At 58.6% G+C, this 18412-nt stretch carries 25 protein-coding genes; 9 read left to right on the top strand and 16 right to left on the bottom strand.

Going from position 1 to position 18412, the window contains the following annotated elements:
• Positions 1-363: 363 nt before the first annotated feature.
• The gene (locus tag HNQ81_RS01905; RefSeq protein ID WP_183347734.1) at positions 364-1110 is read right to left on the bottom strand and encodes a TerC family protein; all 747 of its coding nucleotides are present in this window, start codon (positions 1108-1110) and stop codon (positions 364-366) included.
• 382 nt (positions 1111-1492) lie between these two features.
• Here HNQ81_RS01905 and HNQ81_RS01900 point away from each other — a divergent pair, with 382 nt between their 5' ends.
• From HNQ81_RS01900 to HNQ81_RS01890, 3 genes are read left to right on the top strand one after another with little or no spacing between them, the layout of a single operon-like run.
• Positions 1493-1870, top strand: coding sequence for a metalloregulator ArsR/SmtB family transcription factor (locus HNQ81_RS01900; protein ID WP_205240140.1), 378 nt, complete (start codon positions 1493-1495; stop codon positions 1868-1870).
• Between the two features lie 60 nt (positions 1871-1930).
• Positions 1931-3001, top strand: a complete 1071-nt coding sequence (arsB, locus tag HNQ81_RS01895) for an ACR3 family arsenite efflux transporter (protein WP_183347730.1) — start codon at positions 1931-1933, stop codon at positions 2999-3001.
• Positions 3002-3008: 7 nt separating this feature from the next.
• On the top strand, positions 3009-3530 hold the full coding sequence (locus HNQ81_RS01890; protein ID WP_183347728.1) for a (Fe-S)-binding protein: 522 nt from the start codon (positions 3009-3011) through the stop codon (positions 3528-3530).
• A gap of 79 nt (positions 3531-3609) precedes the next feature.
• On the opposite strand, the gene HNQ81_RS01885 is transcribed toward HNQ81_RS01890, so the two are convergent.
• The 10 genes from HNQ81_RS01885 to HNQ81_RS01840 all read right to left on the bottom strand — a co-directional run bounded on the left by HNQ81_RS01885 (position 3610) and on the right by HNQ81_RS01840 (position 10075).
• On the bottom strand, positions 3610-3807 hold the full coding sequence (locus HNQ81_RS01885; protein WP_183347726.1) for a hypothetical protein: 198 nt from the start codon (positions 3805-3807) through the stop codon (positions 3610-3612).
• Positions 3804-4319, bottom strand: a complete 516-nt coding sequence (locus HNQ81_RS01880) for a hypothetical protein (RefSeq protein WP_205240141.1) — start codon at positions 4317-4319, stop codon at positions 3804-3806. The genes HNQ81_RS01885 and HNQ81_RS01880 overlap by 4 nt, the downstream gene beginning before the upstream one ends.
• Positions 4294-4764, bottom strand: coding sequence for an arsenate reductase ArsC (locus HNQ81_RS01875; protein ID WP_183347723.1), 471 nt, complete (start codon positions 4762-4764; stop codon positions 4294-4296). Before HNQ81_RS01875 ends, HNQ81_RS01880 begins: the two co-directional genes overlap by 26 nt.
• Before the next feature lie 20 nt (positions 4765-4784).
• Positions 4785-5489 (bottom strand): cytochrome c biogenesis CcdA family protein, encoded by a 705-nt coding sequence (locus HNQ81_RS01870; RefSeq protein ID WP_183347721.1) that lies wholly within the window; start codon positions 5487-5489, stop codon positions 4785-4787.
• A 3-nt stretch (positions 5490-5492) separates the two neighbouring features.
• Positions 5493-5891: a thioredoxin family protein gene (locus HNQ81_RS01865; RefSeq protein WP_337833408.1), complete on the bottom strand. Its 399-nt coding sequence runs from the start codon at positions 5889-5891 to the stop codon at positions 5493-5495.
• Positions 5892-5940: 49 nt separating this feature from the next.
• Positions 5941-6171 (bottom strand): thioredoxin family protein, encoded by a 231-nt coding sequence (locus tag HNQ81_RS01860; protein WP_183347719.1) that lies wholly within the window; start codon positions 6169-6171, stop codon positions 5941-5943.
• A 17-nt stretch (positions 6172-6188) separates the two neighbouring features.
• A complete protein-coding gene (locus HNQ81_RS01855; protein ID WP_183347717.1) occupies positions 6189-7490 on the bottom strand; it encodes a permease in 1302 nt (433 codons plus the stop codon).
• Between the two features lie 24 nt (positions 7491-7514).
• Positions 7515-7868, bottom strand: a complete 354-nt coding sequence (locus HNQ81_RS01850) for an ArsR/SmtB family transcription factor (RefSeq protein WP_183347715.1) — start codon at positions 7866-7868, stop codon at positions 7515-7517.
• A 248-nt stretch (positions 7869-8116) separates the two neighbouring features.
• Positions 8117-8869, bottom strand: a complete 753-nt coding sequence (locus tag HNQ81_RS01845; protein WP_183347713.1) for a GNAT family N-acetyltransferase — start codon at positions 8867-8869, stop codon at positions 8117-8119.
• 99 nt (positions 8870-8968) lie between these two features.
• Positions 8969-10075, bottom strand: a complete 1107-nt coding sequence (locus HNQ81_RS01840) for an NADH:flavin oxidoreductase (RefSeq protein ID WP_183347711.1) — start codon at positions 10073-10075, stop codon at positions 8969-8971.
• A gap of 457 nt (positions 10076-10532) precedes the next feature.
• Between HNQ81_RS01840 and HNQ81_RS01835 the strand changes: the two genes are divergently transcribed.
• The 5 genes from HNQ81_RS01835 to HNQ81_RS01815 all read left to right on the top strand — a co-directional run bounded on the left by HNQ81_RS01835 (position 10533) and on the right by HNQ81_RS01815 (position 13460).
• Positions 10533-11288: a DUF1538 domain-containing protein gene (locus HNQ81_RS01835; RefSeq protein WP_183347709.1), complete on the top strand. Its 756-nt coding sequence runs from the start codon at positions 10533-10535 to the stop codon at positions 11286-11288.
• Positions 11289-11305: 17 nt separating this feature from the next.
• Complete coding sequence (locus tag HNQ81_RS01830; protein ID WP_183347706.1) at positions 11306-12103, top strand: DUF1538 domain-containing protein; 798 nt, start codon at positions 11306-11308, stop codon at positions 12101-12103.
• Entirely contained in the window at positions 12093-12440 is a 348-nt protein-coding gene (locus HNQ81_RS01825) for a P-II family nitrogen regulator (RefSeq protein ID WP_183347704.1), read from the top strand. The genes HNQ81_RS01830 and HNQ81_RS01825 overlap by 11 nt, the downstream gene beginning before the upstream one ends.
• A gap of 69 nt (positions 12441-12509) precedes the next feature.
• Positions 12510-12920 carry a CBS domain-containing protein gene (locus tag HNQ81_RS01820; protein WP_183347702.1) on the top strand — a complete coding sequence of 137 codons (411 nt, stop codon included), beginning with the start codon at positions 12510-12512 and terminating at the stop codon, positions 12918-12920.
• Positions 12921-13055: 135 nt separating this feature from the next.
• Complete coding sequence (locus tag HNQ81_RS01815; protein WP_183347693.1) at positions 13056-13460, top strand: hypothetical protein; 405 nt, start codon at positions 13056-13058, stop codon at positions 13458-13460.
• Positions 13461-13542: 82 nt separating this feature from the next.
• Here the strand turns inward: HNQ81_RS01815 and HNQ81_RS01810 are convergent, their stop codons facing one another.
• From HNQ81_RS01810 to HNQ81_RS01795, 4 genes are all read right to left on the bottom strand, one after another.
• Positions 13543-14286, bottom strand: a complete 744-nt coding sequence (locus HNQ81_RS01810) for an ABC transporter permease (RefSeq protein WP_183347692.1) — start codon at positions 14284-14286, stop codon at positions 13543-13545.
• Complete coding sequence (locus HNQ81_RS01805) at positions 14270-15013, bottom strand: ABC transporter ATP-binding protein (RefSeq protein WP_183347691.1); 744 nt, start codon at positions 15011-15013, stop codon at positions 14270-14272. Before HNQ81_RS01805 ends, HNQ81_RS01810 begins: the two co-directional genes overlap by 17 nt.
• A 2-nt stretch (positions 15014-15015) precedes the next feature.
• On the bottom strand, positions 15016-15951 hold the full coding sequence (locus HNQ81_RS01800) for a MetQ/NlpA family ABC transporter substrate-binding protein (RefSeq protein ID WP_183347690.1): 936 nt from the start codon (positions 15949-15951) through the stop codon (positions 15016-15018).
• A gap of 83 nt (positions 15952-16034) precedes the next feature.
• Positions 16035-16535 carry a flavin reductase family protein gene (locus tag HNQ81_RS01795; protein WP_183347689.1) on the bottom strand — a complete coding sequence of 167 codons (501 nt, stop codon included), beginning with the start codon at positions 16533-16535 and terminating at the stop codon, positions 16035-16037.
• 242 nt (positions 16536-16777) lie between these two features.
• On the opposite strand from HNQ81_RS01795, the gene HNQ81_RS01790 reads away from it, so the two are divergent.
• Positions 16778-17638 carry an NAD(P)-dependent oxidoreductase gene (locus HNQ81_RS01790; protein WP_183347688.1) on the top strand — a complete coding sequence of 287 codons (861 nt, stop codon included), beginning with the start codon at positions 16778-16780 and terminating at the stop codon, positions 17636-17638.
• 27 nt (positions 17639-17665) lie between these two features.
• Here HNQ81_RS01790 and HNQ81_RS01785 read toward each other — a convergent pair whose 3' ends face one another.
• A complete protein-coding gene (locus tag HNQ81_RS01785; RefSeq protein WP_183347687.1) occupies positions 17666-18298 on the bottom strand; it encodes a flavodoxin family protein in 633 nt (210 codons plus the stop codon).
• Between the last annotated feature and the right edge of the window lie 114 nt (positions 18299-18412).

The raw sequence follows: 18412 nt of genomic DNA, 5'->3' as shown, positions 1-18412 counted from the left end.
ACAGGCGTGATTGTATGTGTTCTTGAGAAAGATGCCACACCAACGATCAGCGCTCGCCGTCTTCTCCAGAAACACCCACAGAATGCATTCACTTGATGCACGGGACATGTGGCACTCATCGGACCAAACCGCTATTTTTTCAGTAGCTTGAAGGTGTTGTCGTTATTCGTACGAGTCGACTATTCAGCCGCGATCAGAGAGTGTCCGACAATCGTCCCTGGATCACTGCAATCGCCGCATTTGCTCATCCGGCACCAGGTGTGCCGGCCATTCCTCATCGTCGCGGTTTCCCGGTCGGTACCGGAGTGATCCGCGGCCCCGCTCTCCATTACGGCCGAAGCCGGCGGCCGCCGGGCAAAATCCTCATTCCTCGATCTTCTTGTTCAGCCGGACATGCGAAGGCGTATGGCGGCGGCGGACCTTGATATTCAGCATTTCGACCGCGATCGAGAAGGCCATGGCGAAGTAGATGTAGCCCTTGGGGACGTGGATATCGAAACCTTCGGCGACCAGGGTGAAGCCGATCATCATCAGGAAGGAGAGGGCGAGCATCTTGATGGTCGGATGGGCGTCGACAAAGGTGCCGATCGGTTTCGAGGCGAACAGCATGACGACCACCGCCCCGACGATGGCGATGACCATGACCGCGAGGTGCTTGGCCAGCCCTACCGCGGTGATGACCGAGTCGAGAGAGAAGACGATGTCGAGCAGGGCGATCTGGACGATGGTGGCGGCGAATCCGTACCCCTGCTTCGGGCGATCGCCCTCGCTGCCGTCCTCGAGGCTGTTGTGGATTTCATGGGTCGCCTTGGCGAGGAGGAAGAGGCCGCCGCCGGCCAGGACCAGATCCCGGCCGGAGATCTCCTGGCCGAGGACGGTGAACCAGGGTTCGACCAGGCCGATGATCCAGGCGAGGCTGAACAGCAGGGCGAGGCGGGAGAGCATCGCGAAGCCGATTCCCAGGGTCCTGGCCTTGTCCCGCTGTTCTTCCGGCAACCGGCCCACCAGGATGGTGATGAAAATGATGTTGTCGATGCCGAGAACGATCTCGAGCGCCAGCAGTGTTGCCAGGGCGATCCACGCCTCCGGCATCAGAATCCATTCGAACATGTGTCAGCTCCATACAGGTTTGGCGGGAAAGAGGCCCCCTCTCTCCAGCGGGAGGAGGGCGGAGACGTCTCGGGCGGGAGACCGCTGCGTCGTGCACAGGTCATGGACAAAAATGTAGCACAATCGACGATTGTCAAGTGATCCGGCCGGGTTTTGCTGACATCTCAGCGAAGACAGGCCTGTACGCAGAAGCGACGGCGGAAGAAGATCCGGTCGAAGCAAGCGGTGCAGCCATTCATTTCATTGGAATATTGCCGCGAATACGCACTCAACACGGACAGTATACCTCCAGGATCTACCGGATGAAAACCTTTGACAGGGACGGGTACTTCATTTACCATTATTTCGTCAATTAGCGAAACATACAATAGAGGAAATGCACGTGGAACAGACGCTGAACATCGCCAAGGCCCTGGCGGACGGCAGTCGGATGCGGGTGATCGCCGCCCTGATGTCCCGGGAGGAACTGTGCGTGTGCCAGATCACCGAGATGCTCCAACTCGCCCCCGCCACCGTGTCGCGCCACATGACCATCCTTCACAATGCCCGGCTGGTGCAGAGCCGCAAGGAGGGGCGGTGGGTTTTTTACCGTCTGACCGCCGTGTTCCCCGACCTGCTCCGCCAGTGGCTCACCGGATCACTTGATGACGTGACGCAAATTCAGGCCGACAGGAGGAGATTGGAGACCATACTTGCCTGTGATCCGGATGATCTCTGCCGGCAGCAGAAAAAACGAAAAAAATGTCGTGCGCGTGAGTGAAGAACAGAGCGAAAATAATCTTCAATTCAGCGTGTAGGGAAGATAAGGAGGAAGTCTTGAATGAAAAAAAGCAACCTGGAAGGTATAAGTTTCTTTGAACGGAACCTGACGTTGTGGGTCATTCTCTGTATGGCGACGGGTGTTGTACTGGGGAAATACCTTCCCGCCATTCCCGCTGCGCTGGCCAGATTTGAATACGCCAAGGTTTCCATCCCCATTGCGGTGTTGATCTGGCTGATGATCTTTCCGATGATGATGAAAGTTGATTTTGCCAGCATTAAAAACGTCGGCAAAAATCCAGGGGGGCTTTTTGTCACCTGGATTGTCAATTGGCTGATCAAACCTTTTACCATGTTCGGTATTGCCGCATTTTTTTTCCATGTGGCATTCAAGTCCTTGATTCCGCATGATCTGGCCAGGGATTATCTTGCCGGCGCCATTCTTCTCGGTGCCGCTCCCTGCACGGCGATGGTTTTTGTATGGAGCCATTTGACCAAAGGAAATCCGGCTTACACCGTTGTCCAGGTGGCAACCAATGACCTGATCATCCTCGTTGCCTTTACGCCGACTGTGGCATTGTTGCTTGGTGTGGGCGGAATATCAATCCCATGGAACACCTTGCTGCTGTCGGTCGTTCTTTTTGTCGTGATTCCGCTGGCTGGTGGGGTGCTGACACGCCACACGGTGATTAAGAATAAAGGGGAAGAATATTTTAACACATCTTTCATTCCCAGATTCAATAATGTCACGATTGGCGGATTGTTATTGACTCTCGTCCTTATTTTTTCTTTCCAGGGAACGATCATTCTCGGGAATCCGCTGCATATCGTTTTGATAGCAGTGCCGTTGATTATTCAGACTTTTTTAATTTTCTTCATTGCCTATCTGAGCAGTAAAAAGCTGAAACTTTCGCATGATATCGCTGCGCCGGCCGGAATGATCGGCGCCTCCAATTTTTTTGAACTGGCGGTCGCCGTTGCCATCACCCTGTTCGGTGCCTCGTCACCGGCAGTTCTGGCGACTATTGTCGGTGTTTTGGTAGAGGTCCCGGTGATGCTTATCCTGGTAAAAATTGCCAATCGCACCACCTCCTGGTTCCCTGACACCCAACGCATCAGGACGAGAGGGTAGCATAACTATGTTGCTGACAGGTTATACCCTGGAGATCTTTCGCTCGAAGTGCAACGCCGGCGCCCGGACCCTGCACTGTTTCGCCCATCTGCACGATGACGTCGGGGCAGCGCTGCCGTATCTCAACACCGTCCTCGGCGGCTTTGCCTATACGAAGGAGCCTCCCTCGCTGACCCTGAAGACCTCCGGCAAGCTGATCACCATCCATCCCCGCAAGATCGCGGTCAACGCCCTGCAGGATGAAGAACAGGCGGAGAAGGTCGTCGCCTGGCTGCAGCGCGAGATCAACAGCGCCTGGGACAACCGGGCCGACATCGAGCCCAGCGAACAGGGGGCCAGGCAGCCGTCCCTGCTGGAGATCCTGAAACTGCTGCCGCAGACCAACTGCCGGGAATGCGGCCAGCCGACCTGCATGGTCTTTGCCGTCCGGGTGATCGAAGGGGCCAAGGATCACACCAACTGTCCGGCCCTGCAGGGAGAGAAAAGGGAGGCGCTGGCCGCCTATCTCTCGCAATTCCGCTTCGAGTAAGTTTCCTCGCCCCGCCCGTTGACAGCTGCCACGGAACTTCCCGACAGCAATCCAGACGATATTGAGCTCAGTTGCTGGACTAATCGAACTTTTCCGCCTCGGCATAGAGCCGCCGGACCTCCGCCGGCGGCACCAGCGCCTTCATGGCCGCAGCGATCAGGATGATGCCGACGATATCGACCGCCTTGACCCGGTACAGCGGCAACAGGAGAAGAAAGACGATGAAGACGGCGGCGGCCGCGATGACGGCCCTATAGCGGCGCAGGACCGGTTTCACAGGCTCACCGTCCAGCCGACGAAGATCGCGGCAATCAGGGAAAAGCCATAGGCCAGGAGATTGCGGAGAAATGCCGCCCGCTTGCCGAAAAACTGGATCTCCAGCGGCAGGGTGACGATCCCGACCATCATCAGGCTGGAAACGAAGGCGGCGATCTGGGTCGCCCCCGCTCCCCCCTGCAGCAGGGCGGCGGCCGCGGGGAAGGCGACGAATCCGGGAATCAGCGTGACCGCGCCCACCAGGGAGGCGGCCAAGACCCCCCAGACCCCGGAGTCCCGGCCGAGAACGAGCGAGATCGTCGCGGTATCGAGGACCGCCATGGCCATCGCCACCAGGATCAGGACGACGAGGAACTGGGGCAGGATGTTTTCGAAGGCCTTGAAGGCCTTTTTCATCGCGGTTCTGGTTTTCTCCCTGTTCTTCAGGTAGGACCAGGTCAGACAGGTCGCGGCGATGAGGTAGAGCAGCAGGGTGTCCATCTTCGCCTCAGCAGGTGTGATCTTCGTGGACATCGAGATTCAGGGCTCCCGGCAGGGTCTCGACATAGGCCCGGATCTCGTCGCGCACCCTGCGGTAGCACTCGCGCTGTGCCTCCACCCCGGCCCCTTGTGCGGCCAGGTCTCTGGCCATCGCCGGCGGATCGGCAAAACCGGCATGGAGCATCTTTTTGGCCCCGGGAAAGAAGGGGCAGGCCTCGCGGGCATGGTCGCAGACGGTGATCACCATGTCGAAGGCAATATCGCCCAGTTCGTCAAGGTGCTTCGAGCGGTGGCCGGAGATATCGACCCCGGCCTCGGCCATGACCTCGACGGTGATGGGATTGAGACCGTGGGTCTCGACCCCGGCGGAATACGCCTCGATAAGATCGCCCTTGAGGGCCCGGGTCCAGCCTTCGGCCATCTGGCTGCGGCAGGAGTTGCCGGTGCAGAGAAAGAGGATGTTCAGTCTGGGGTTCATCAGTGGTATCGAAGGGGGTGTCAGATGTTGAGAAACGGCTGGACGATAAAATAGATGCCGAGCAGGGCGATCATCGTCCCGGCCAGCCGACGGAAGACCCGGCCGCCTTGTTGCCAGGAGGAGCTGATCAGCAGCTTTTTGACCAGCGCCGTCGAACTGCCGGCCACGGCGATGGGCAGGCAGTGACCGAGTCCGAAGAGCACGATGAAGAACAAGCCGATCGCCAGCTGTTCCTGGACCGAGATGATGGCCAGGATCGGGGCGATGAAGCCGAAGGTGCAGGAGCCGGACAGCACTCCGTAGGCCAGGCCGAGGACGAAGGCGCCGGTCAGGCCCTTGACGGTCAGGCGGGCCATCAATCCTCCCGGCATGGAGCATTTCGCCACCCCCAGCATGTCGAGGGCGAGCCACACCAGCAGCAGGCCGATGGCGATGGTCCAGTAGGGGCCGACATCGCCGAGCATCCTCCCGAGCAGGGAACAGATCATGCCGATCACCGCGATGGTGATGAACAGGCCGGTGGTGAAGACCACCGCGTAGAGTGTCGCCTTGCGACCTGCCACCAGGTGATTCTGGCCGGCGACATAGCCGATGATCAGCGGAATGGAGGCGATGTGACAGGGACTGAACAGGACGCTGACCATGCCCCAGAGAAAGCAGCCGAGGCCCCCGAGCAGGAGGCCCTGGCCCATCCAGGAGTTGATGGTGAGAAAGGCCTGGTCCATGGGTTACTTGAGCCCGAGTTTCTCCAGTTCGGCGACGATTGCCGCCTTCTCCATGAAACCGACGTGTCGGAGGACCTCCTTGCCGTCGGCGTCAAAGAAGATCTGGGTCGGGATCGACATGATGTTGAATTTCTGCCCGGTCCCGGGATGTTCCATGATATCGACGAAGACGACGGCCAGCCGGCCGTTGTATTCCTGTTTCAGCTCCTCCATGATCGGCATCATCAACTTGCAGGGGATGCATCTGGTCGATCCCAGTTCGGCCAGGGTCACCTTGCCGGGAACGGGGATCTCCTGAATCCCTCCGTTGCCGGCGGCGAAAATCTCTGTCGCCGGCAGCAGCAACAGGCAGGCGGTGGCGATCAGCATCTTGATGGTTCTGACAGCAAAAGAAGTGTTCACGTATTTCTCCTGGTTAGATAAAAAAAAACCTGTTGGTCCCTGCCGAAGATCATTTCAGCATGGACTTGATCTCTTCGAGGGAGGGGACCCGGCCCACTGCCTTGACCTCACCGTTGACCACCAGGCCGGGGGTCATCATGACTCCGAACGACATGATCTTGTTGAAGTCGGTGACCTTTTCGATTTCGCAATCGATGCCGAGCTCCTTGGTCGCGGCAGTGACGGTTTCACCAAGCTGGGCGCATTTGGCGCACCCCGGTCCGAGAATATGAATTTTCATTTTTTCCTCCATAGTTGTTAGCCAAAGAACATTCCATACAACATGCCGCAGAACGCTGAGAACACGATGGTCAGAGCCACGAAGGTGGCGGTTTTCTTCAGGCCGAGCACGGTGTTGATCACCAGCATGCTCGGCAGGCTCAGGGCCGGGCCGGCCAGCAGCAGGGTCAGTGCCGGCCCCTTGCCCATGCCGCTGCCGATCAGTCCCTGCAGGATCGGCACCTCGGTCAGGGTGGCGAAGTACATGAAGGCCCCGGCGACGGCGGCAAAGAAGTTGGCGCCGAGGGAATTGCCGCCGACCGCCAGCGCGACCCACTCGGACGGGATCAGACCTTCATGGCCGACCCGGCCGAGCAGGGCGCCGGCGACGAGGACGCCGAAGAGCAGCAGCGGCAGGATCTGCTTGGCGAAGGTCCACGACGAGGCGAACCAGGCGCCGTTTTCACCCTTGTCGGTACTGGTGAAGATCGACAGGCCGATGAAACCGGCGGTGAAGGCGATGATCGGCTGGTCGGGGAAGAGCAGGGCCAGGGCGACGACCGGCACCGCGATCGATCCGACCTTCCAGGCCCGCATGCCGAACCACATGATCAGGATCAGGCCGAGGGCGGCGGCAAAGGTTGAGGTGATCTGCCATTTTGCGGCGAAGATCGCCGCCCACAGACCGGTCGTTTCCTGCGGTCGGCCCCAGTTGGCGAAGACCAGAACCCCGATCATCGTCGCGAAGTAGAGCGTGGTCTGCCACAGCGGCCGCTTGACCTCCTCCTCCGGCATCGCCATCTGGATCGCCAGCTTGGCCTGTTCCTCCTTGCGGTAGATGAAGGCCATCGCGGCGCCGATAATGATGCTCAGCACCACCGCGCCGACGGCCCGGGCCGTACCCATTTCCGGTCCCAGGATCCGCGCCGTCAGGACGATCGCCAGGACGTTGATCGCCGGTCCGGAATAGAGGAAGGCCGTAGCCGGGCCGAGGCCGGCGCCCATCTTGTAGATGCCGGCAAAAAGCGGCAGGATGGTGCAGGAGCAGACGGCAAGAATCGTCCCCGAGACCGAGGCCACGCCATAGGCCATGGCCTTGTCGGCCTTCGGACCGAGATACCGCATGACCGCCGCCTGGCTGATGAACACGCCGATGGCCCCGGCAATGAAAAAGGCCGGCACCAGGCAGAGCAGGACATGCTCCTGGGCGTACCACTTGACGAGGTGGAAGGCCTCGAGAATCGCATTGTCAAAGCGGGCCGAGCCGACCGGCAGGTAATAACAGCCGAGAAAGACGGCGACAATGAGCAACAGGATCTTCCACTCGTTTTTCCAGTTCATTTCACTCCACCCTTGCTGAGGTTGTCATAACGCTTCAATCTCGCTGACAACCTGTTTGTGTTGCATCAGTTCAATATGGCTCTGGGCCGTTGCCTGCAAAACAGCTTCGACGCACGGCATGAAATTGAGGATGCAGGGGACTTTCAGCCGGTAATAGACCTGCTTGCCGCGTTTGTCGACATCGACCACGCCGGCCTGCTTGAGGATCGACAGGTGCTTGGAGATGGTGGAAAAATCGGCATCGATGTTTTTGGCCAGTTCACGTACGCACTTTTCTCCGCCTGCCAGCTGTTCGGCCATCCACAGGCGGGTCGGATGCCCCAGGGCCTTGAGGATGTTGGCCTTGGCCTCAATAAGCGCCTTTTCTTTTGCGTTCATGCGGACCTCCTTTGTTTCACGTATGGTAAAACGACCAAATATGCAAGTCAAGTGCAAATTTCAGGGTGCGTCAAAAAGCATCCACCTGCAAACGTATCAGTCTGTTATTACATTGACAATTTCTAGATCCGCAGGCGATGATCCCGCCTTGTCCCCCGATCGTCCACCTTGATCCGCATCCCTGATCTTCGACAGCCTTCACCCATCTTCGGCAGTGAACCGGAGGCCATTGACGGCTATGCATCCGTTCAATGCGAAACCGCTGCCAATAGAGGATTTTTGTGCACACGGCTCATTTCTGCAACAACGAACTGGCTGACCTTGGCAAAGTAGGAGTCATACTCTGCCAGTGCAGAAGGCCGCATGACAAACTTGCCATCCGGCATTTGAGTCAAAATCTTTTTGCTTATCAGACTTTCAACCGCAGGGTTCGCAAGGTCAAGCTTTATACCGGCAATGGCATAGTCGATAATGACATCGGTAATGGCATCTTTTTCAATTAACGACAACTGTTTGAACGCCTGATGGAACTCGACCTTTCCAAAAGGCATCCGTCTGACAAACGACTTCGCTGAAAAGACTTCCTGTGGTACTTCCTCATGGAGAAGCAGAGGGTGGTTTTTAAAGCCGAATCGACGGAAATATGTCGGCAACCCCACAATCACACAGCCTTCACCCTCCATCGATTTCAGCAGTGCCAACCCATGGTTGATCATTGCCGTGCCTATCCGGCGTCCCTGATAATCAGGCAGCACAGACACCGGACCGAGGGCATGCCAGTTTGTCGTTCCATCTGAAATCGTAACGGGAGAAAAGGCGAGGTGTCCAATGATCCGCCCGTCAACTTCAGCCACAAGCGATATGGTCAGTGCCCCAGCAGTGCGGAGATCACGAATGATGAAATGCTCTGTTTGCTGGCTGAATGAATGGTCCTCGAAAGCTGCCTTTGTGACTTCGGTGATTGCTTCACTGTCTGATGGTTTTTCGATTCTGATAATCATCTTTCTATCGTTGTATACAAAATCTGTACGTTGTATTGGTTCGAGTGAATACTAAAATAATATTCAATCCATAGCGTTTGAGGAGAATTTTTCCATCCCTCAATGACTGTTTTCCCGTTCCTTTGTGACGCAGTACACTCCGTGGCCTTTAAATCCGGGATTGAAGCATAAATTATCGGATGTACATTCGGCTTTCCCGAGATCTCCGTTTTTCCAACGGTTGATCAAGTCAGGCTCGCGAATAAACGGCCTGCTCATGGCAATGTAATCGGCAATCCTTTCGGCAACTATTCTGTCGGCGACCGTGAAGGAGCGCAAGCCGCCAACGAGGATCAATGGTGTCTGTATATTTCTTTTGAAGTCTTCTGCGTATTCCTTGAAATAGGCTTCCTGGTCCTCTGTCGTGATACCGGGTCTGCTCGGCGAAAGCCTACCGGTCCTGATGATGCCGCCACTGACCTCAATGGCATCGAAACCTGCAGCGGCAAAGAGTCTGGCGGCCTGCAACGAATCTTCTCTGGTCAGGCCGTTGTCGATAAAGTCGGCACAGTTCATCTTTATCAGCAGGGGATAATCCGGCCCGACAACTTCCCGTATGGCCTTATACATCCGGAGATGAATTCTGGCCCTGTTTTCAATCGCCCCGCCGTATTCGTCCTGTCGCTTATTGCAGGCAGGGGAGAGAAACTGGCTCAGTAAATAGCCATGGCCGGAGTGGATTTCAATTCCGTCAAAACCGGCCACCTTGGCTCTTTTTGCCGCTTGGGCGAACGATGCAACAAGGCGCTGAATATCTCCTGACGTTATCGTTCTTACGTTTTCTTGTGGAAATCCATCAAGATCTGATAAGGCTAATGCCGGTTGGCCGGTTATCTCCACCTCGGCATACAGGCCGGCATGGGCAAGCTGCATGATGATTCTGCCGTTGTGTTGATGAACGGCTGAAGCCATCGCTTCAAGCTTTGCAATGAGTTTGTCATCATACACCCCAAGTTGCCAGGGGGTTCCCTGCCCTTCCTGCGAAACATAAGCATGACTTGTTACAATCAGACCGACACCGCCCTTGGCGAGCGATGCCATCATTGCAATCAATTCAGGGGTGGCTTCACCTTTTGCGGTTGCCAGTCCCTCCCACGTAGCCGCCCGCACAAATCTATTCTTCAGGGGCATTGTATTGATTGAACTTTCTTCGAACAGTCTGTTCATCGGTGATCTCCGTTGTCTGTTACCCATAACAGGTAATTCCGCTGATCCGTATTATCATCCCTGCTCGTATGGGAGTGGTGGATATTTTTCTGTACCGACACACTCAGACCTTTTGCTTTTCCAGGCCGGAAATCTTCGTAATGTATCAATATTTTGCTGAATAATCTTGAAAAATTGCTGTGCCTGACATTGCTTTTTCTGAATATCATCGGAAATAAAAGAACTTACAAATTCTGGATTCTGCGTATGGTGCAAGATCCTGGTGCGGTGCCGGCACCTTTCGAGACGTGCCTTGTCAACCCTCTATATCTTCACAGTTTTTTTTGTGGGAACGACTATGAGACAACTGTGATATACTGTATCATCTCTATAAGAGTCCTGTATCACGACAGTACCGACGAGATGGATCGACTGAGCCGTATAGCAGCCTCAACTTTGCCGCCACCGTTGCTGTGCAATGAAAAAAAGCGCTCTCTCCGTTTATGCCGTTGCCTATGTATTGAAAAAGATATGGTCGGCGTGTGCCGACCTGCTGCCCATCGTCGTTGTCATCGCTTTTTTTCAATTTGTCATCATTCGCAAGCCCCTGCCTGACGTGGGCGAGATTCTGTTGGGTACGGGGCTGGTGGTTGTCGGTTTGAGCATGTTTATCGAGGGGCTGGAAAGGGCGCTCTTTCCGATAGGGGAGGAGATGGCCTATTCTCTGACCCGTAAAGGCAGCCTGTTCTGGCTCCTGATCTTCAGTTTCGCCCTCGGTTTTTCGACCACCGTGGCCGAACCGGCGCTCATCGCCGTCTCCAACGAGGCGGCGAACATTGCCATCGATGGCGGGCTGCTCGAGAACAGCGACAGGGCAAGGAATTCCTACAGCCTCGGCCTGCGGTTGACGGTCGCCTTTTCGGTGGGGTTTTCGATACTGCTCGGGGTGCTGCGGATCCTCCGCAACTGGCCGCTCCATTACCTGATCATCGGCGGCTACTGCATCGTCATGCTGATGACCCTGTTCGCGCCCCAGGAAATTATCGGCATCGCCTACGATGCCGGCGGCGTAACCACTTCCACGATCACCGTACCGCTGGTTACGGCCCTCGGCGTCGGTCTGGCGACCATCATCAAGGGCAGAAATCCTTTGATCGACGGTTTCGGCCTGATCGCCTTTGCCTCGCTCCTGCCCATGATCTTCGTCATGGGGTACGGGCTGGTGGTCTTTTAGTCATTGGGGAGCGATGCATGCATTTTTTTGCTGAATTCGGGAAAGATTTTCTCCTGACCTGCCGTGATGTCCTGCCGATCTTCCTCCTCTTCGGTTTTTTTCAACTGGTGGTCCTCCGGCAACCCATTGTCAATCTGCGCAGCATACTGGTCGGCAGCGTCTACGTCATCGTCGGCCTGACCCTGTTTCTGGTCGGGCTGGAAAAGGCACTGTTCCCCCTGGGCAAGGTCATGGCCAGCCAACTTGCAGATCCCGCTTTTCTCCAGGGAAGCCGGGCCGGCATCGACCTGACCGACTGGACCAATTACGGGTGGGTCTATCTCTTCGCCGCCTTGATAGGTTTTTCCACCACCATCGCCGAACCTTCGCTCATCGCCGTGGCCTATAAGGCCCGCGAGGTGTCGGGCGGCGCCATCAACACCTGGGGGCTCCGAATCACCGTCGCTTGCGGCGTTGCCTTCGGCATCAGCCTGGGAACTTTCAGGATTGTCTCCGGCACCCCGCTTTACCTTTTCATCCTTGGCGGGTATATCATCGTCGTGATTCAGACGTGCTTCGCCCCGAAGACCATCATGGCGCTGGCGTACGATTCCGGTGGGGTGACGACCTCGACAGTCACCGTTCCCATCGTCGCCGCCCTCGGCCTCGGGCTGTCGGCTTCGGTTCCCGGCCGTAATCCTGCCATTGACGGTTTTGGCCTGATCGCCTTTGCCAGCCTTTTTCCGATCATCGCGGTGCTGGGGTATGGGCAATATGCGCAGTGGTCGATTTCCCGGGCACAGAAAAAAAACAAGGAGAAACGCAATGAAATTTAAGGTTATTCTTGCCTCGGTCAAGACCAACATCACCGACACCGTCGTTGATGCCGCCAAAGCCGCCGGGGCGACGGGCGCGACCATTATTGCGGCCCGCGGTACCGGGATGCGGGAGGCAAAAACCTTTTTCGGTCTGTCCCTGGAGGAGCCGACGGACATCATCATGTTTCTTTTGGAGGAGCACATCGCCCGTCCCGTGCTGACCGCGATCTCCACGGCCGGAAAATTCGACAAGCCGGGAACGGGGATCGCCTTTGTTCTCCCGGTGGAGTCCGTCGTCGGCCTGGAAAGCCAGCTGGAGAGGTTCAAACAGGAGGTCAAGGACCAGTATTTTTAGTCGGATGGGCGTCTCCTGGACCGCAACCCCTTCGTCGTCCGACTCATCTTCAACACAAGGAACAACACCATGGCAGATTCTTCGGACCGCATAGTTCGCGGCAAGGATGTGATGAGCACCAACATCATCTTCATCGACGGCATGGCCACCGCCAGAGAGGCTGCGGCCGCAATGCGTGAAAAAAGGGTGCACAGCCTCCTGGTCACAAAGCGGCACGCCGATGATGCCTGGGGCATCGTCTCGGTTCAGGACATCATCAACGGCGTACTGATCCCGGGCAAGAGGGCGGAAGAGGTCAATGTCTACGAGATCATGACCAAACCGATCATGTCGGTCCCGGCGGATATGGACATCCGTTATATCGCCAGGCTGCTGCACCGGGTGGGGATGCGGCGGGCGCCGGTGGAAGAAAACGGGCAACTGATCGGCATGGTGACCTTGAGCGCACTGGTTCTGGACAACGACCTGTTTCTGAAATGATGGCGGAATGGAAATGCAGGCATTGAACCGATGCCGGGTTTTCAAGAATCCAACCTTGCGCTATCGTTGCACCTGGTTCAGGATGTGCGATCCGGTTGCTGTCAACACAGTGTGTTTGCAAGAATAGGGGGCGTAATGCTCGAGAGGAGTGAAAAGAACTGTAAGAATGGCGCCAAAATGGGGCGGATCGGCGATCGTCCCTATTGGATCTTCAGTCTCTCCATACTGGTCAGGGCGCTGCATCAGGTGGGGGCGGCAATCTTTCTCGCCGCCATTCTGCTTGATCTCCAACCGCAACCGCCTGTCAGGTATATGGTGCTGGGCTTCGTGACGGGCGTTGTCCTCCTGGCGAGCGAGTGGTTGCGCCACCGCCAGGTCCATCGCGAATTGGCGGGGGTAGTCACCTTCGTCAAACTCGTGATACTAGGGGCGGCCTTCCACGGATTGCTGCCGGCCCAGGGCGCGGTATTGCTGGCCTTTATCCTTGCCTCGATCGGTTCGCACGCCCCGAAGGAGTTCCGGCATCGACTGCTGTTCTAGGCCGTATTTCTGATAGAGAGGGCGTCACCGCTGAGGTGATGATGTCAACAGCCATTCATCCAGCGCCGGGTCGGGGCTTTTCTCAGTCCGTCCGGGTCCAGGCGCAGATCCGGCGTTCGAGGCGGTCGAGGAGGAGGTAGAGGGCGAAGCCGAGCAGGGCCATGCAGGAGATCCCGGTGTAGAGGGCGACATAGTCGGCCCGGCCCCAGGAGTCCATGATGATATAGCCGAGGCCCGTGGTGGTGGCGAAGGACTCGACGAAGAAGAGGATGGCCACCGCCGTGCCGATCGATATCCGCATCGCCGTCAGGATCTTCGGCAGCGAGGCGGGGAGGATGACGTGGCGGTAGATCTGCAACCGGGTCGCCCCCAGCGTCTGCATCGAATGGAAGTAGTTGCGGTGGATGTTGCGGGCGGCATCGCGGGTCGTCACCAGGATCTGGAAAAAGACGATCAGGGCGATGAGGAAGATCTTGGAGAAGTTGCCGATCCCGAAGAGGATGATGATCAGCGGCAGCAGCACGACGTGCGGGATCGGGTAGAGCAGGTAGATGAAGGGCGACAGCCGCCGGCGCAGGGAATCCTCGGCCCCGACGGCGAGACCGAGCGGCACCGCGGCGGCCAGGGCGAGGATGATGCCGCTCAGGGCCCGGAAGGTGCTGATGGCGAGGTCGTCGAGAAGGCTGCCGTCGGCGATCTTGGACGCCGTATCGACCAGCACGATCCAGGGCTCGGGCAGGGCCATCGAGTCGAGCAGCAGGGCCGAGACCTGCCACAGCCCGACCAGGATCAGGGCGGCGATCAGGATATCACGCTTCCGGCCCATGATCTTCTTCCTTCAGTATCCGTCGCAACTGGTTGCAGTTGTGAAAAAATTGCTCTGTCTGCCGGTATTCCCGGGAGCCGGCCCCGGGGTTGTCGACGATCTGCAGGATCCGGCCGGGACGTTGGCTGAGGACGATGATTTGGCGGCCGAGATAGACCGCCTCCTCGATCGAGTGGGTGACGAGGATCGTGGTGATGCGTTTGTCGCGCCAGACCTGAAGGATCAGGTTCTGCAGCCGCTCCCGGCTCAGGGCATCGAGCGACGACAGCGGTTCGTCCATGAACAGGATCTGCGGCTCGATCGCCAGGGCCCGGGCCATCGCCACCCGCTGCTGCATGCCGCCGGAGAGCTGGGCCGGGTAGTGGCGGCCGAAGCCGGTGAGCCCCATCTCGGCGAGCAGACCCTCGACCCTGGCGCCGATGCGGTCCTTCGCCTCACCCTTGAGCTGGAGACCGAGGCCGATGTTCTCGACCACCGTCTTCCAGGGGAAGAGGCCGTAATGCTGCAGGATCGTGCCGGTGCGGGGACTGCCCGTAATCGTGATCGTGCCGGCGTCCGGCTGCAGCAGTCCGGCGAGCAGGAACAGCAGCGAGGTCTTGCCGCAACCGGAGGGACCGATGATGGCGCAGCTCCCCTCGGCCTTCACCGCGAAGGAGATCCCCTGCAGTACCTGGTTGACCTCCCCCTCATGGGAGAAGGAGAGGTTGACCGAGTCGACCCTGATCATCTTCAGTTCTTCCGGTCCATGAAATCGGTGGCGACCATGTCCGCATACGGGATCGGTGTCGTCAACCCTTTGGCGGCCAGCCAGTTCACGATCGGGGCGTAGAGCGCCGGGCTGAACGGGGCCGGCTCGGGATAGCGGGGGATAGGGTAGGTCGGGGCGAGGTCCGGTGGGATACGACCCTTGTCGACCACCAGCGCCCGATATGTCTCCGGCGCGGCGTTGATCGCGGTCACCGCCCCGGCATAGGCCCGGAAGAAGGCGGCGACCTCGGCCCGTCGTTTGGTCAGGACCTCGGGACGGAAAACGATGACCGTCTGCGACAGGCTCTCTGTGCCGTCGGCATCGGTCAGCAGCACCTTCGCCCCCTTGCCGGCGGCGATCGAGGCCAGCGGCTCCGGCAGGGTGGCGGCCTTGACCGCAGCGGACAGCAGCATCTGCATCCGGATCGGCATCTTCGCCACCTCGATCTTCTTGATCTCGGCGGGTGCGAATCCCTGCTGCTCCAGCATCCGGTCGGTGACGTATTCGATGATCGTCGAGTTGGAGACGGCGATCTCGACCCCCTTCAGATCGGCGACGGTCTGCAGGCCGGAGCCGGGGGCGGCGAGGATGGCGAAGACCCCCTCGGCCGGCTGGTCGCCGAGGCAGAGGGCGGTGATCTTCAGCCGGCCCTGCCCCCGGTCGAAGAGGATGGCGCCGATCGGGTCGGCGATCGCTCCGTCGATCGCCCCCGCCGCCAGGGCGCTGTCTCGTTCGATGGCACTGAGAAAGGGAATCAGCTCGACCTCCAGGCCCTCACGGGTATAGAGTTGTTGCTGCTCGGCGACATAGAAGGGCGCCGAATCCTCGATCTGCAGCAGGCCGAGTCTCAGCGGTTCGGCGGCTGCGACCGGGATCGCGGCGAGGAGGGTCAGGACAAGGAAAAACAGTCGTTTCATATCTGCACCGATGATGATCTCTTGCCGGCGGTCGGCAGCTGCCGGTCTGCGGCTGAATATAACGGAAAATCAATTGGATATATTTACTCTGTTTCGTAACAGTTGAGGATTTCGCCGAAGTAGAGGGTGTGGAAATCCTGCTGCGGATAGAGCTTGTCGAGCTCCGGGTGGAGGAAGGCGCTGTCCATCGCCGATTTGTAGACGATACGGCACTCGTAATGGACCCCGGCGACATCGATAACCGGCGATTCGGTGGTGCGGGCCTGCTTCAGCTGCAGGCCGCTGGCGGCGAGCTTGTCCATGTCCCGACCCGATTTCGTGCCGCAGAGCGTCAGGGCCTTGGCACATCCGCCCCCTGTCGGTATTGTGACGGTGAAATTGTCGATCGTTTCGAGCAGGGTGAAGGTGTGGCGGGAATCGCGGACTGCCACCATCAGGATCGGTTTCTGCCAGATCCAGCCGATCGTGGCCCAGCCGATGGTCATGGTGTTGACGGCGTCGCCGGCCCTGACGGTGAGAAAGGCCCCGCGTTTGATCTGGTCGAACAGCTGGTCGGTCAGGTGAAGGTAGTTGCGTTCGTTCATGGTCCTCTGTCTCTGCTGGAATTTGAGGTTGATGGGTTTGCCATAGCGGTTTTCTACGAGAAACTACATAACTTGGAGCGTCAGCGCAAGTTTGGAATGATCGGGATGCCGGCGGCGGCGGAAGGGGAAGGGGTGATAGGAAAACTTGTCACGGGCGCCACGCCGGTCCGTGATTATCGTATCTCCGGGCGCTGTAGAGTGGACGTGCCCGGCAACCATTATTGAATACAAGGAGGTTCTCCATGGCAAAATACGGTTTTCTGGGCCTCGGCATCATGGGCGGGCCCATGGCCGCCAATCTGCTGCGGGCGGGGTTCGAGGTGACGGTCTGGAACCGCAACCCCGAGCGCTGCGCCTCATTGGTGGCACTGGGGGCCCGGCAGGGGCAGAATCCGGCGGCGGTCGCCGCCGCCTGCGACATCACCTTCGCCATGCTCTCCGATCCGATCGCCTCGATGGAGGTCTGCTTCGGCGTCGAGGGGGTGCTGGCGGGGATCGGCGGCGGTCGCGGTTACATCGATGTGTCGACGGTCGACGACCACACCGCCCGGCGGATCGCCGCGGCGGTGGGCGAGCGCGGCGGCCGGTTTCTCGAGGCCCCGGTGTCGGGGACCAGAAAACCGGCCGAGGACGGGACCCTGATCTTCCTTGCCGGCGGCGATCAAAGTCTGTTTGACGAGGCCCTCCCGGCGCTTGCGGTCATGGGCAAGAAGAGCCACTATCTCGGGGCCGTCGGCCAGGGGGCGCGGATGAAGCTCGTCGTCAACATGATCATGGGCGGGATGATGACGGCCTTCTGCGAGGGCCTGGCCCTCGGCCGCAAGGCCGGTCTCGCCGGTGAGCGGATCCTCGAGGTCCTCGACGAGGGGGCGCTGGCCAACCCGATGTTCCGGGTCAAGGGGCCGATGCTGCTGCAGGAAGAGTACCCGGTCAGTTTTCCGCTCAAGTACATGCAGAAGGACCTGCGCCTGGCCCTGCTGCTCGGCGATGAGCTGCGGCAGCCGCTGCCCGGCGGCGCGATCGCCAACGAGACCTTCAAACGCGCCGGCGCCGCCGGACTGGGGGATGATGATCTTACCGCGGTGTTCGAGGTCGTGAAGTAGCCGCGGTGTTCGCGGCCGCGCCCGGGCTCAGCGGATAAAGTTCATATAGATCTTGTTTTCCCGCGCCGGGGCCGGAACCGCATCGCGGCCGTGTGCCACCAGCTGCATCAGCCAGGCCATGTTGCGGCCAAGGACCTGCATGATCTGCCGTCCTTCCTCGTCCTTCGTCGCCTCGCCCGGTCGGGCGCCGTGGATGACGTTCCAGTAGTTGGAGGTCGGCAGCAGCATCTCGGCGTAGCACAGGAAATTGTTGAGCTGGTTGAAGGCCGGCAGGCCGCCGGACCGCCGGACCGCGACGACCGCCGCGCCGACCTTGTGCCGCAGCAGGTTGCCGTTGACCCCGTTGACGTAGAAGGCCCGGTCGAGGAACGATTTCATCGTCCCGCCGATGGCCGAGAAATGGACCGGGGAGCCGAGGAGGATGCCGTCGGCCGCCTTCATCTTCTGGATCCACTCGTTGACCTCGTCGTCCTGGATGCAGCGCTCGTTCTTGTTTTTGATGCACTGGCCGCAGGCCAGGCAGCCCCTGATCGCCTTGTTGCCGACATGGACGATCTCGGTCTCGATTCCGGCCTCCTCCAGTTCCTTCGTCACCATCTGCAGGGCATGGAAGGTGTTGCCGTTCTTGTTGGGACTGCCGTTGAATGCCACTGTTTTCATATCGTGTCTCCTGTGGATACGTGTTGTCAGAATAAATTTTTGCCTGTAGTTGCAATATGATGGGACATGAGTCGAGAAAGGTCAAGATCGAACTGCAGTGATAACGGAGGTCAA

Source organism: Desulfoprunum benzoelyticum (assembly GCF_014201505.1).
GTDB classification, from domain to species: domain Bacteria; phylum Desulfobacterota; class Desulfobulbia; order Desulfobulbales; family Desulfocapsaceae; genus Desulfoprunum; species Desulfoprunum benzoelyticum.
The sequence above is the reverse complement of the archived record's forward strand: the minus strand, read 5'-3'. Positions and strand labels throughout refer to the sequence as shown.